This is a genomic window from Olavius algarvensis spirochete endosymbiont, from assembly GCA_900608495.1.
Taxonomy (GTDB): Bacteria; Spirochaetota; Spirochaetia; order DSM-2461; family DSM-2461; genus UBA2779.
The window spans coordinates 1-13,636 of sequence record UWYT01000078.1; the positions used below are offsets into that span (position 1 = coordinate 1).

General features: G+C 48.0%; 11 protein-coding genes and 4 tRNA genes. 13 read left to right on the plus strand and 2 right to left on the minus strand.

Features of this window, described 5'->3' with window-relative positions:
• Together S1OALGB6SA_RS01390 and lnt are read right to left on the minus strand one after the other, a co-directional pair.
• On the minus strand, positions 1-808 hold an 808-nt coding region (locus S1OALGB6SA_RS01390; protein ID WP_148083997.1), incomplete at its 3' end, for a peptidase dimerization domain-containing protein.
• On the minus strand, positions 805-2,409 hold the full coding sequence (gene lnt, locus S1OALGB6SA_RS01395; RefSeq protein WP_124032306.1) for an apolipoprotein N-acyltransferase: 1,605 nt from the start codon (positions 2,407-2,409) through the stop codon (positions 805-807). The genes lnt and S1OALGB6SA_RS01390, both read right to left, overlap by 4 nt.
• 162 nt (positions 2,410-2,571) lie before the next feature.
• Here lnt and S1OALGB6SA_RS01400 point away from each other — a divergent pair, with 162 nt between their 5' ends.
• The 13 genes from S1OALGB6SA_RS01400 to S1OALGB6SA_RS01460 form a co-directional block, all read left to right on the plus strand.
• Positions 2,572-3,192, plus strand: a complete 621-nt coding sequence (locus S1OALGB6SA_RS01400; RefSeq protein ID WP_124032307.1) for a 5-formyltetrahydrofolate cyclo-ligase — start codon at positions 2,572-2,574, stop codon at positions 3,190-3,192.
• A 42-nt stretch (positions 3,193-3,234) separates the two neighbouring features.
• Positions 3,235-3,828, plus strand: coding sequence for a DUF6657 family protein (locus tag S1OALGB6SA_RS01405; RefSeq protein WP_124032308.1), 594 nt, complete (start codon positions 3,235-3,237; stop codon positions 3,826-3,828).
• Positions 3,829-3,839: 11 nt separating this feature from the next.
• The gene (locus S1OALGB6SA_RS01410) at positions 3,840-6,074 is read left to right on the plus strand and encodes an AAA family ATPase (RefSeq protein ID WP_124032309.1); all 2,235 of its coding nucleotides are present in this window, start codon (positions 3,840-3,842) and stop codon (positions 6,072-6,074) included.
• Positions 6,071-6,796 carry a pseudouridine synthase gene (locus tag S1OALGB6SA_RS01415; RefSeq protein ID WP_124032310.1) on the plus strand — a complete coding sequence of 242 codons (726 nt, stop codon included), beginning with the start codon at positions 6,071-6,073 and terminating at the stop codon, positions 6,794-6,796. Before S1OALGB6SA_RS01410 ends, S1OALGB6SA_RS01415 begins: the two co-directional genes overlap by 4 nt.
• 172 nt (positions 6,797-6,968) lie before the next feature.
• Positions 6,969-7,043: transfer RNA gene (locus tag S1OALGB6SA_RS01420), tRNA-His, on the plus strand.
• Between the two features lies 1 nt (position 7,044).
• Positions 7,045-7,118 (plus strand) — tRNA-Arg (locus S1OALGB6SA_RS01425).
• Between the two features lie 439 nt (positions 7,119-7,557).
• A tRNA-Lys gene (locus tag S1OALGB6SA_RS01430) sits at positions 7,558-7,630 on the plus strand.
• A gap of 33 nt (positions 7,631-7,663) precedes the next feature.
• Positions 7,664-7,744, plus strand: a tRNA-Leu gene (locus S1OALGB6SA_RS01435).
• A gap of 96 nt (positions 7,745-7,840) precedes the next feature.
• Positions 7,841-9,145, plus strand: a complete 1,305-nt coding sequence (gene tig / locus S1OALGB6SA_RS01440) for a trigger factor (protein ID WP_124032311.1) — start codon at positions 7,841-7,843, stop codon at positions 9,143-9,145.
• A 118-nt stretch (positions 9,146-9,263) separates the two neighbouring features.
• Positions 9,264-9,872, plus strand: a complete 609-nt coding sequence (locus S1OALGB6SA_RS01445) for an ATP-dependent Clp protease proteolytic subunit (RefSeq protein WP_124032315.1) — start codon at positions 9,264-9,266, stop codon at positions 9,870-9,872.
• Complete coding sequence (gene clpX, locus S1OALGB6SA_RS01450; protein ID WP_124032312.1) at positions 9,859-11,148, plus strand: ATP-dependent Clp protease ATP-binding subunit ClpX; 1,290 nt, start codon at positions 9,859-9,861, stop codon at positions 11,146-11,148. Before S1OALGB6SA_RS01445 ends, clpX begins: the two co-directional genes overlap by 14 nt.
• Positions 11,149-11,497: 349 nt before the next feature.
• A complete protein-coding gene (locus S1OALGB6SA_RS01455) occupies positions 11,498-12,850 on the plus strand; it encodes a TolC family protein (protein ID WP_124032313.1) in 1,353 nt (450 codons plus the stop codon).
• 33 nt (positions 12,851-12,883) lie between these two features.
• A partial coding sequence (locus tag S1OALGB6SA_RS01460) for an efflux RND transporter periplasmic adaptor subunit (protein ID WP_124032314.1) occupies positions 12,884-13,636 on the plus strand: 753 nt, incomplete at its 3' end.

The window sequence follows — 13,636 nt, forward strand, 5'->3', positions numbered from 1 at the left end:
ATTTTGGCCCTGCCAAAATCACGCTGGCTTCCCGTGGAATTGCATTGTGCGCTAACCCGCCATTTAACTCACCAACTCGCAGTTCCGGTACAGCAAGATTGATTTCACGAATCGCCCTAACCAGCAGAACATTGGCATTCGCCTTGCCAACATTGATTTCGATGCCCGAGTGACCTCCTTCCAAACCACCTATCAGAAGTTTGCGTATCGCGTATTCCTCGGGAACTGCTTCGCGCTTTATGGGGAACTCCAGATTGATATCCATTCCACCGGCGCAGCCAATTGTAAACACGCTCTCAGTTTCGGAATCCAAATTCAAAAGCACTTTGCCACTCAGGAAGTTATTCTCCAGCTTTTGTGCCCCAATCAAACCGGATTCCTCATCGGAGGTTATCAGTATCTCAAGCGCAGGGTGCCGTGCCTCCGTGTCTTCCACGAGTTCAAAGAATATCGCAAGAGCGATGCCATTATCCGCGCCGAGACTTGTGTTTTTCGCTCTAAGCCAATCGCCATCACGCCAGGAGAGAATTGGATCTTTTCGAAAATCGTGTCGGGCATCAGGGCGTTTTTCACAAACCATATCCATATGTCCCTGCAAGATAATGGTTGGGGAGTTCTCAAAGTCACTTGTTGCCGGCACCTCCATCAATATGTTGTGCGCGATGTCGCTACGAACTCTCAAGCCGTGTTGCTTGCCCCAATTCATTAACCAGGGGTGAATGTGATCGTGATATCCCGTGGGTCGTGGTACTTTGTTTATTTCATCAAATATGTCTAAAACTCGCTCGATGCCTTCGTAGTCAATCAACGATGTTTCCTTGTTGCTATCAGTATCGATGCGGCAATCAGTGTAGGCAGAACAAGAATCATAATTAACTTCTCAAACCAATCTCCAAAGCGCGAGTATATGGTATTGCGTCCGGTGTAAACTGGAACTTCGGCAATTAGATTATCCTGTTCAAAGGGATCAAGACGTTCGATGATCTGTCCATTTGGATCTATCACAGAGGTTATCCCGGAGGTAGTTGCCCTCACCATACTGCGCCGATTCTCCACGGATCTGAAGATAGCTATGCTCTGGTGCTGTATCGCGCAAGCGACGGCAGTACTCCATGAGTCGTTGGTAACATTTACCAGAACTTCCGCGCCCTCACGAACAAAATTTCTGGCAAGGTAGCCAAATGTATCCTCGAAGCAAATCAATGAGCTAACTTTCGGCCCTCCCCACCTATCCAGGTTAAAAGTTGTAAATTCGGTTCCCTTGTTGTATAGCGGTGTACCCTGCGTCTGAATATACTCCATGAGGCGCGGGAATTGCTTTGAGTATGGGAAGTGCTCGCTAAATGGCACAAGATGGATTTTCCTATATTTGCCGATAATTTCCTGGCCATCCATAAGAAGTACAGCGTTGTAATCCAACTTTTTGTTGCCTTCCGACACGGAATCGTTATTTCCAATAATCACAGGGACATCTACGTTTTCCAGGAAATCCATCAGGGAGTTTATCAATGCCACTTTGTTCCTGTCACGCCTGTGTTTTAGATTCCATTCAATGGACGGCACGAAAGAAGTTTCCGACCAGATCAATGCATCGGGGTTTTTCCCGAGCGCATCTTCACTCTCCTCAATCAGCGATTTTAGGGATTGTCGCCAGGCGTCGATTCCGGTTAGCCAAGTATTGACGTTGTGCTGAATAAGGGCTGGTCGCCATTTTTTGCTTTCGCTGTAGTTCACTTTGCTGGCGACACCATAAATATTGGCCGCCAGAATAGATATGGCCCAGATGCCTGCGGAAACAAGAAAGCGTTTGCTTGGCATATTCCAGCGGCGGGTATCTCCTAATTCAGAATCGCCAGGTACAAGCTTCGATTCCAGCAGGTACGCGGCGATTAGAAACGAGGGAAAGATTACCAGCATGCTTACCCCCATGACACCAAAAATGTCTGCAATTGCAATCAGTGAGCGCCATCCGTACTGGCTGTATCCGAGTGTACCGTAGGTGTAGCCGAGGAAACCCTTGGATCTGATAATTTCGAAGGCGGCCCAAACAAGCGTTTGAGCCAGATAGGCGTAGCGCTTAAAGGCGAGATCGACAATTTTCAGGAGAGGGAAGACGATGAAAAACCAGCCAGCATAAATCGACGGAACCAGTATGAAACTAACGGGGTTGAATGTGGCCAGCCAATAGTTGAAAAGGCTATAGGTGGCATAACCATAAACGGCTCCCCAGAGAGGACTGGCCCACCAAGGTATGCGACGAATAAGTATTGCAGTTGGAATCAGGCTTATCCATGCAAAGGGCGCCAATCCCCAGTCCGCGATGAAATTGGGAAAACCAAGAGCGAAGAGGAGGGATCCAAGCATCAGGAGAACAAGATTTAAGACGAGGTTTTTAGCTGCTTCTCTCATTATTCCAGATTAGCATAGGTATAAGCGGAGAAGCAATTGAATCCAGACTCTCAATGTTCTACACCAAATGGAGTGCTTGTCTGGGTAGAGCAATGTGGCCCTGCGGCTCGAGGTTGAACTTGAATTGACTTTGTGGTGGTAAAATGCTGTAAATCACTTGTTATGTCTGTCGATGAGCTTCAGGAAATTAAGCGGGCCGCGCGGGCACAGGCGCGGTATATGCTCTCGAAGCTGGGTTCGAAACGACGGGAACGGGCAGCGCTGGATGCTGCCAACTCGCTGCGATGCTCACATATCTGGGCGACTTGTGACTACCTGCTTGCGTATATGGCCTTGGATTCGGAGCTCGACTGTGCGCCTGCGATTCAGTTGGCGCTGAATGAGAACAAAAAGGTATTTATCCCAAGAACGTTCGCTGGAAGCATGGTTTTTTTTCGCATTCTTTCGTGTGACGGCCCTTTTGTGGAAGGGTTATTTGGGATTCGTGAACCTGCGGCGGAGAGAGCCGCAGTATGGGAGCCCGGGAAAGAGCTGAGCCTAGTACTGACACCCGGACTTCTCTTTGACAAAGAAGGTGGACGCCTCGGCAGGGGGGGTGGATATTTTGATCGCTTCATTCGCAAGTCTCGAACAAGTGGAAACGAATCTGACGTGGTAAAAACCCTTTTCATCGGTTATGCTTACGATGAACAACTTATGGAAAAAGTGCCGAGAGGCAGCAAAGATGAGCTTCTGGATGGGGTGCAAACCGATCTTCGTTTTATTCAACATCCAGATAGGTAAGCGTTGACTATGCTGGTAATATATGGAGCTGGAGTTATCGATATGAGCAAAATTAGATCGGCCTTGGAGGTGGCGCTCGAACGAAGCGCTGATGTGAAGGTTGACAGGAAGGCTGTCAGCGAAGAAAAATTTGTTCGCAGGGGGAAAACATCGGCTGGTAGATTTTTGTCGGATGGAGATGATGACGCTGTGGGAAGGGAGATTAAGACGCTTTCGGGCGAGGAGCGGGGATGGTTCAAGAAAGGGCTGAGTGCAAACTTGCTGGCGAATATCATTTTGCCCCGTTCCGAAGAGGATTTGGAACGGCTCGATTTAATTGGCAGGGGATTGAAACGCATGGCAAAGGATGCGGGCGCGGCCAGGAATCTTGAGTACCTGATGAACAGGTATGGGGAAGTGTTTCGACAATATCTTGATACTATTCGAAATCTAGAGTCCCAGCTCCGAGCTCAGTGGGATGGAAGGCTTCGGCAAAAAGAGGAACAGCTTCGGCAGCAAATAGGACAAACTGTCAGCCTGACAGTAGAGCAGGATCCAGAATTCAGAAAAGTTTTAAGCGAAAAATTAGCGGAACTTGACAGCCAATACTCAGAAATTTTGGACCGGGGCAAGGCGGAACTCCGCAAATTGCTGTAGCAAGGCTGGCAGTGGAACTTTTTGAACAATCCGCGGATGCGGAGATTGAGCCACTTGCCGCCAGGATGCGACCGCGTAATCTCGATGAATTTATAGGTCAGAATCATATAGTGGGACCGGGCCGCCTTCTGCGTCGAGCCATTGTTGCCGATGGGCTTTCAAGTTTGATTTTTTTCGGACCTCCGGGAACTGGCAAGACTACCTTAGCCCGTGTGATTGCGGGAACTACAAAGGGGAACTTTGTTAGCTTGAACGCGGTTCTTGCGGGTGTGGCGGATATACGTAGAGAGATTGAGCGGGCCAGGGAACTGTGGAATTTACAGAGGCGACGCACGATTTTGTTTGTCGATGAAGTTCATCGTTGGAATAAATCCCAGCAAGATGCTCTTTTACCCTGGGTGGAAAATGGGCTGATAATTTTAATTGGAGCCACCACGGAGAATCCCTACTTTGAGGTGAACAAGGCTCTTGTGAGCCGAAGCAGGATATTTCAGCTTACAAGGTTGGAGAAAAAGGCACTTAGGCTTATCGCGGAGCGGGCGATTAGGGATGTGGATCGTGGCTATGGGCGCTGGAGGATTGAGTTCGAAGCGGATTCGCTCGAGCATTTGATAAATGTGAGTTCGGGTGATGCGCGTAGTTTGCTCAATGCTCTTGAATTGGCGATTGAAACTTCGTCTAGCCCTTTTCCGCCGGAAGAAGATTCCCTAATCGAGATTTCCATGATGGCGGCCGAGGAGAGTATTCAGCGCAAGGTTGTTCTGTATGACAAGGAAGGCGATTATCATTTTGATACTATCAGCGCCTTCATCAAATCGATTCGGGGTTCAGATCCGGATGCGGCTCTTTATTGGATGGCACTTATGATTCGAGCGGGTGAGGACCCTAAATATATCTTTCGGAGAATGCTAATCAGTGCTTCGGAAGACGTGGGATTGGCAGCGCCCGAGGCCCTCGGCGTTGTATTAGACGCCGCTGAAACCTTTGATAGAGTTGGTTTGCCCGAGGGGCAGTTTCATCTTACGCAGGCTGCTCTTTATTTAGCCACCTGCCCCAAGTCCAATTCCACGTTGGGATATTTTGATGCGCTTAAATCCCTGGATGAACAGGATTGGGGGGAAGTTCCAAGCCACCTTAGGGATGCCAACAGGGATAAGCATGCTTTTGGACATGGCGAGGGTTACAAGTACCCGCATGCCTGGCGTGAGCACTGGACGGCGCAACAGTATCTGCCCCGAAAGCTTGCGGGGCGAATTTTTTACGCTCCAGGAGAATTGGGCTACGAGGGTGAAGTGCGCAAGGCTGTGTTGACACGGCGGGAAATTCAGATAGCCACGGTTCTGGCCGAGGAAGAGGAGAGTAAGGATGAAATTCTCACCTACACGCCGGTTGACAAACAGAGGGATTCCTGGCTGCGGCGTGCGGAATTTACGGCAGAACCATTGGCACTGCAGATTCGCAGGCTCCTTTTCGAGAAGTGGCGATCAAAGAGGCATGAAAGAGTTCTTGTTGCAAGTGATTCTAGCGGCACGCTTATATGGGAGGCTTCCCGGCGGGTTCCCGAGGGAGGAGTTGCCGCGCTATGTCCCAGTGCCTCTGTTTATGATGCGCTACGCTGGATGGCGGGAGGGCTGTCTCCTGTCGAGGTACCCGAATTAATCTTGGGGGATATCGAGTCTGCAAAAGCCGAACTAATCAGAAATGGCAGGCGATTCGATATGATTTGCGCCAGAAACTGGCTTTCGGCCCAGGGACTCTCCATCCAGTATAATCCTTCTCGCCCGCATAAGCTCATTGCTGGCGCATATGAGTTGGCGAGTTCGGACGGCAGGTTGCTCATGGCGGAGCCTCACAGGGGTTCCGGAACCTCGCTCTCCCGCCTCCTTACCAATATCGATTGGAACAGGGATATCGAAAAACGATTTCGGGAAACTGAAACCCAACTAGTCTCCAAGCTCACTGTGAGAGGAGAACAGGAAGCGCTTGTCAGTTTTTTTTCCGATACGGATTGGGCAGAACTGAATATAGAAACCCAGACTGTCCGCGAAAAACGCCTGCTGAGCGCCTCGCTTCTGGATTCATGGTTTTCCGTTGCGAAGAAGGGTTCCTACGGATATGAGATGTCGCTGCTGATGGGAAGTAAAGAATGGATTGAAACCGCAGCGCTTCTGAAGCCCACCCTATGCGATAAGCTGGTGGACTGGAAAACTGAAATCTTCATCATTAGCGCCGTCAAAAGGTTGTGAAACAAACGCCTTCAGATATCACAATTCCCATCATTTATGAGGATGGAGCAATCCTGGTAGTTGATAAACCAAGGGATATACATGTCCACTCCACCAGACTTTCTCGCGGTGAACTCAGTGTACAATCCCTTTTGGAGGAGCGTCTGAGAGAACGCTTATACCCCGTGCACCGCTTGGATCGTCCGGTAAGTGGCATACTTCTGATGGCAAAACATACTGAGGCGGCATCAAAATTGAGCGCCGCCTTTCGAACTCGCGGATGCATGGACAAACGCTATCTTTGTATCGTTCGTGGTTGGCTGTCCGGTTCTGGTTTATTCGATCGACCACTTAGAAAGACTCCTGATAAACCCTTGCGCAAAGCTCAAACACGTTATCGTGTTCTGGCTACGAGTGAGGCGCCCTGGTCTGATGGCATTTTTCCAACAAGCCGCTATAGCTTGCTGGAATGTACGACAGGATCGGGCCGGTTCCATCAGATTAGACGCCATCTAGCACGCGCTGGCCATCCTATAATTGGCGATGCTGCCCACGGCGACAATCCGCGAAATCGTATCTGGTTTCGTGAAACTGGTATCGACAGCCTACTGCTGCGATCGCATCTTCTCTGCTTCACCCATCCAATCAGCGACAGACGAATAACCTTCCATGCCCCACCCTGCCCCCAATTCATGTCCGCCGTCCAACTCTTTGATTGGCCTGCAAATCTAGTGATCGATTAGGTTCGTTGTTTCCGATTCCGGCATCGGATATCCCCAGAAGCAACTGAGTTCGCCATCCAGAACCAGGATTTATTCTTACAAGTATTCCTATGCACACGCAACCCGGTCAACCAGTATAATCTCCATTCGTATTGACATGCACCTCCGTAAAGGAATAGAAAAGTGTCATCTGGTGGATGTAGTTCAGTGGTAGAGCGTCAGATTGTGGTTCTGGTTGTCGCGGGTTCAAATCCCGTCATCCACCCCATGCGCCCTTAGCTCAGTTGGATAGAGTACCGGGCTTCGAACCCGTAGGTCGGAGGTTCGAGTCCTCCAGGGCGCGAAAGTGAAAATTCTTCACCTGTTGAGAAAGCTACTGCGGAGCTGGGCCTTTTCTCTGTTTTTTGAGAGAGCTGCCAGGGGATTCGCGGGATGCGGAAGGATGGCCTGGAGACGGTGAAATTTGACGCCTGGAAGCCTGAGATGGTGTCCGATCTCGGTGTCCAGCCTCAGATGTGTGAACACGGTGAGTCTGTCGCCTAATCAGCCAGCCTCGCGTGAGTAAGACTGTTTTAGAGGATTCAAGATGGCTTGGTTGACGAACACTGAAGGGCAAATAATCTGGAAACACGTGAGGCTATAATCCCGCCGTCCAAGCGGTCAAAAAATATGTACAACATCTTGTGTGCCACTCTTCTGAAGTACCAGAAAGCAAACAACTGGAGATAGGCGAATTTGTCCGTTACTGGACATTTGACGAGTAATTGGATATGTTGCAATGGGGGCCGTTAGCTCAGCTGGTAGAGCAGCAGACTCTTAATCTGCGGGTCAAAGGTTCGATCCCTTTACGGCTCATTTGAATGACGAATGATGTCTGTTTTGATAATCGCGAGAGTGGTGGAATTGGTAGACACGCCGGTTTTAGGAGCCGGTGCTTCAGGCATAAGGGTTCAAGTCCCTTCTCTCGCAATAGGGAGCAGAAGGGTGTCTGCTCATTGCAGGGTAAGACTTTGTGACAACGGCCTGCTTTTTTTAGGGATTTTTAGCATTTTCCGTGAGGTTAATATGGTTGAGGATAAGCAATTCGAGCGCCTGGAAGATTCGGCAATGAAGCTGACTGTACGAATTGACCCTGGTGGTGTCGATAAGGCGTATTATGAGTTGCTGGAGAAGTATTTGAAAGAGGCGCAGATTCCTGGTTTTCGAAAGGGAAAGATTCCAAGGAATGTACTCGTTCGAAAAATGGGTGAGGAACTGAAAGAGGAGGTGACTGGGAAGCTGCTTGATGCGGCTCTCCGAGAGGCACTTGAGAACGAGGATGCGAATCCAATTTCCAAACCATTGCTTGAAAAGATGTCCAAGTTGGAACTGGGCAGGCCATTTACCTTCTCTGTCACCTTCGATGTCTTTCCGGATATTGACATGGCTGAATACCGTGGTATTGAGGTAGAGAAACTTCGGGCAGAAATTTCGCAGAAGGATGTTGCGCGGGAACTTGAGAATATTCGAATGCAGAATTCCATTGTGATGGATAAAGAAGACGGCATTGCCGCTCGAGGCAGCGTGGTTACAACGAATTATGTGGAACTGGACTACGAGGGCCGTGCTTTGGAACAAAGCCGACGAAAGGGCTTTGTGTTCACCCTGGGGAAAGGACACCCTTATGGGCTTGATGATCAGATTGAAGGGATGAGGGTTGGAGATATGCGGGTGCTTGAGGGGAGCAGGGATGCAGTTTCCGTCGAAGTATCAGTAGTCGCTGTAAAAGTGAGGGAATTCCCTAAACTGGATGACGAATTGGCCCGTGATATCTCAGAAGAGTTGAATTCTTTGGATGATTTGAAGAAGAAGCTTCGAGAAGATCTAGAACACCGTGCTGAGTTAAAGATTCGTGTCAGGAAAATTAACAAGATAACGGACAAGCTGCTGGAAGGCACGAGAATAATTTTGCCGCATTCGATGATAGAGAACGATTTAAAACACACCTGGCAGGATTATGTCCTTCAGTCGGGTGTAACGGAGGAAGTTCTGATCGAGGCGTTGAAGAACGCTAATCAGAGCAAGGAAGGCATCTTGAATAAGTGGCGCAAAGATGCAATCAAATCGATTAAAACGCGCCTTATCTACGGCAGACTCGCCGAGAATGAGAAGATTGTGGTAAGCGATAAGGAGGTTGATGCGGAACTTGCAAGACGTGGCAAGCAGCAGGGCCTCGATACAGAAGAAATGGAAAAAAGGTTTGGCGGAAAACAATTCAGAGATTATCTTAGGAGTGAACTTCTCCAGGAACAGCTTTTTGACTTCCTGTTAAGAAACTCCATTGAGAAGAGAAGCCAAACCATAGAGTATGCTGAATTGATGGGTGAGTGAGCAGGGCCGCCTGTGAGCTATTGAATGGCCCCACGCGCGAAAGTGAAACGGAATGCCGACCAAAGCGGAGGCACTAAGCACAGTGGCAAACGCCGATGTTTGTTTTTGGAGAGAACTTATGGAAATTGTAGGTGCATATAACCCCTTCATAATAGAAAAAACCGGTGTTGGAGAAACCCGCTATGATATATGGTCGAAATTGCTGCAGGAGCGCATCATTTTTCTTGGGGGTGAAATTCGAGATATCGATGCTGATCATGTTGTCGCTCAGTTGTTATATCTGGAATCTCAAGATCCCGAGAAGGATATCAACTTTTATATCAATAGTCCCGGTGGCTCTGTAACTTCGGGGTTAGCCATTTACGATACCATGCGTCATATCAATGCGGAAGTGCAAACTATTTGCATGGGTCAGGCTGCCTCGATGGGAGCGATTTTGCTGGCTGGCGGTGCACGAGGGAAGCGGATGGCTCTTCCTTCTTCCAGAATACTGATTCATCAACCCTGGGGAGGCGTTCAGGGGCAGGCTGTGGATATTGGAATTCAGGCGCGTGAAATCGTAAGATTGAAGAAGCTGGTAATCAGCTACCTTGCGGAGGATACAGGCAAAGACAAGGAGTCCATAGCGACAGACCTGGAGAGAGATTTCTTCATGTCTTCCGAGGAAGCAGTCGAATATGGGATAGTGGATAAGATTCTCACGAGAGACGAAAGTGGCGGGAACTAAGAGTAAAGAAATCAAAACTTGCTCGTTTTGCGGTAAATCCTCTGAGTTGACAAAGAGATTAATTGCAGGCCCCGGGGTTTACATCTGCGATGAGTGCGTACTCGTGTGCAATAGAATTCTCGCCGAAGAGAACGAAAGCATAACAGCCGAATTTGCCGAAGATCTTCCCGTTCCGAAGGAAATCAAGGCATACCTGGATGAGTATGTTATTGGTCAGGAACTGGCAAAGAAAACCTTGGCTGTTGCAGTTTACAATCATTACAAGAGAATAACTCACAAGGGGAAGATTAATGAGAACGAGGTAGACTTGGAGAAATCCAATGTTCTGCTTATGGGCCCAACCGGATCGGGTAAAACACTCCTGGCCAAGACACTCGCACAGAAGTTGAAGGTTCCCTTTGCGATTGCCGATGCCACAACCTTAACCGAAGCCGGCTATGTTGGTGAGGATGTCGAAAACATACTGCTTAAGCTGATTCAGACAGCCGGTAACAACATCGCGGCGGCAGAGCGCGGAATAATCTATATTGATGAGATTGATAAGATTGGTCGTAAGGGAGAAAACGTCTCCATCACTAGGGATGTCTCCGGTGAAGGTGTGCAGCAGGCCTTATTGAAGATTATCGAAGGCTCGGTTGCTTCCGTCCCTCCTCAGGGTGGTCGAAAACATCCCAATCAAGAGGTGCTGAAAATAGACACTTCCAACATTCTTGTAATCTGCGGCGGCGCCTTTGTGGGCCTTGATAAAATCATAGAAGCGAGAGTGACGGAACACCCGATAGGATTTGGCGCGGAAATTCGAAAGGCCAACGATAGAAATCTATCCGAACTCTACACCAAGTTACATCCAGATGACTTGGTGAGATTTGGTCTAATCCCTGAATTTATCGGTCGCTTCCCCATCCTTGTTGGCTTGGACAATCTATCTGAAGAAGAACTTGTCAGAGTGGTTATCGAACCAAAAAATTCGATTATACGACAGTACACCGTTTCGATGGAAATGGATGGGGTGGATTTGGAATTTCAGGATGAGGCCATCTGCGCCGTCGCGGCCAAGGCTCTTAAGCAAAAAACCGGAGCGCGCGGTATCAAATCAATAGTGGAAGCAGCGATGATTGATGTCATGTTCGATTTACCTTCCATACGAGGCCGTAAGAGAGTAATTGTAAATAAGGATGTTATTGAAAATGGCGTCCGACCTCAAATAATTGAGCTCGGCATACTACCGGAAACCGGCAGTAATGAGCCGGATGAAATGAAGCAAATCACGGCCTAGCAGTAAAATGTTATGAAAACAATCCACGCTGGGGCTTTTTTGACCCGCTGAATCTATCGTTTACCAAGTGACATCTATCGTTTGCCAAGTGGCATTGACGCGGTGGGGAAGATGGCTTGCTTCCGCATGGAGCAATCATCGCTGCCTGGCAGGAATTTGAGGAAGCTCGTAGTGCATTGGCTTGACTCTCCTGATAGTTTTTTTTTAAGCTATGTCTGTTTCGTGGCGATCAAGCAAGTTTTTTCGCTTAAAAACTCAGTAAATTAAAGTAAAACCATAAGTTATGTCAGTGATAGATAGTTGTGTTGGCGGGAATATTTGCTTCTGGAAGTAAGGGAGTAAGCTTACGATGAAAAGTTTATTTTTAATTGTTATAATTTTGACTGCATTAACCATAGCGCTTGGAGGTGAATCGCTCACTTTGACTGTTGATAAGGCCGTTGAAATGTTGATCGCCCAAAATCTAGCCCTCAAACAATCCAGTATCGATGTGCGCAGCTACAGTCGATCAAAGGACAACAGTTGGAATTCATTTCTTCCGTCCATGAGTCTATCCGGGGGAATTCAATCGAATGCGGGAATTATCGATTTTGGCGACGGAGATGTGAAAAAGATTACGGATCCGGGTGCCTTTGGGTTTTCGACTGGAATTAAACTGACTCTGCTCTTGAACACGGCCATCATTCATGAAATCAAAGCCAGAATAGTTGACTATGACGCAGGTTTGATTAGCTATGAGGATGCTAAAAAAAAGCTGGAAAGAGATGTCCGCAAGCAGTTTTATCTTCTGTTATCCAATCGGGAAAATATCCAAATTCAGAAGAACAACATGGAGCTTGCTGAAAAGCGTCTCGAGCAAGCCAGGAATAATTTTGAGCACGGATTGGTGCAGGAGCTTGATGTCTTGTCCGCCGAAGTAACCCTCGCAGGACTGCAACCTACCTATAACTCCACGATTACCGAGCATGAGAGGCTGATGTTGTTTTTCAAATTTCTCATCGGTGTCGACAGAAATACGGAAATCAATCTGGATGGAAGTCTCGACGCCGAGGTTTATCAATTCGACGCCGAGAATCTGATTGGTAAATCCATATCCAGACGTTTCGATATTCGCTCCCTGGAGAAACAAATTGAATCACTGAAGCTCAAGAAAGAAGTACTGAGGCAGAATTATAACTTACCAGCTCTTACTTTGGACTATACTTATGGAATCTCCGGATCGAATGCCAACAGAAACAATTCTTATCCACCAAGTCCCATTGAACAATGGTCTAATTGGGCTGATGCAGGAAAATTACAGATAACCCTTGGCTGGCGTTTTGACGGCCTTATTCCCGGTTCAAGCAGCAACATTCAAATTAGGAGAAGTCAGGATGCAATTGATAAACTGGTTCTAGCTAAGCAGATGGCACTTGAATCCGCCGCTATTGAGATTACAAATCTGGTAAACAGGCTTGAAACCGCGCGTAAAACGATTGATGCAAGTGCTTCAAATGTTGAATTGGCCCGAAGGAATTTTGAACTTACGGAAAGAGCGTACAATGTTGGGGCACGCGAGATATTGGATGTGGATACAAGTCAGCAGAAGTATTTGGAGGCCTCGCAGCAGTTGCTATATTCGAGGTACGAGTACATAGCCGAACTGCTCAACCTGGAGTACGAACTTAACACTCCCATAGATGAGTTACTTGATAGCAAATAGCGCTGTGGGCGGAGAATACCATGAGGAGGAAAAATGAAAAAAGTATTTATCATTATTATACTGGTTCTTGTAGCAATACTGATAGCCGTCGGGGTTCTGGCTCTTATTGAATATGCACCAGGGTTTCAAAAATCCAAAATGTCAAGATCTCAAAAAACCGAAGAAGAAGAAGTGACTACTGCTGTGGAAGAAGAAGTGACTACCGCTGTTATAGTTGCCGAAGCGGTAAGAGGTCCAATCGCCAATCTCTTCCAAACCAACGGCGAAATTGTATCTTTCAGCTCGGTTGATACGTATGCAGATGTCAAGGGCATTCTAGCTCGCCTGTATGTTGAGTTGGGTGATTATGTTCGGATCAACCAGGTGATTGCCGAAGTGGATCCGTCACAGCCGGGGCTTACCTACGCTCTTAGCCCCGTAAAGGCCAGGGTATCCGGAACGATAACTTCACTTCCTCTCAATCAAGGAGATGCTGTAACCCCACAAATATCGATTGCCACAATTGGCGACTTGAGTCGTTTACAAGTTTTGACAGCCATTCCGGAGCGTTACATATCCCGCGTCCAAATTGGGCTTTCATCGGATATCTACCTTCAGGCCTGGCCCGGGTATGTTATACCTGCAGCAGTGGGTGAAATCAGTCCCGTAGTAGATCCGGCCAGTCGAACTATGAGAATAAAATTGGATATTCCGCGTAACGAACCCAGGGCACAGGCCGGCATGTACGCGGAAGTCATATTGACTATTGAAGAGAAAGAAGACGTTGTCAAGATTCCAACCGATGCC

Excerpts from the sequence above, each read along its gene's own strand:
- lnt (WP_124032306.1), bottom strand. The coding sequence starts at position 2,409 with ATGAGAGAAGCAGCTAAAAACCTCGTCTTAAATCTTGTTCTCCTGATG.
- S1OALGB6SA_RS01445 (WP_124032315.1), top strand. The coding sequence starts at position 9,264 with ATGGAAATTGTAGGTGCATATAACCCCTTCATAATAGAAAAAACCGGT.
- tig (WP_124032311.1), top strand. The coding sequence starts at position 7,841 with ATGGTTGAGGATAAGCAATTCGAGCGCCTGGAAGATTCGGCAATGAAG.
- S1OALGB6SA_RS01400 (WP_124032307.1), top strand. The coding sequence starts at position 2,572 with ATGTCTGTCGATGAGCTTCAGGAAATTAAGCGGGCCGCGCGGGCACAG.
- S1OALGB6SA_RS01405 (WP_124032308.1), top strand. The coding sequence starts at position 3,235 with ATGAGCAAAATTAGATCGGCCTTGGAGGTGGCGCTCGAACGAAGCGCT.
- S1OALGB6SA_RS01455 (WP_124032313.1), top strand. The coding sequence starts at position 11,498 with ATGAAAAGTTTATTTTTAATTGTTATAATTTTGACTGCATTAACCATA.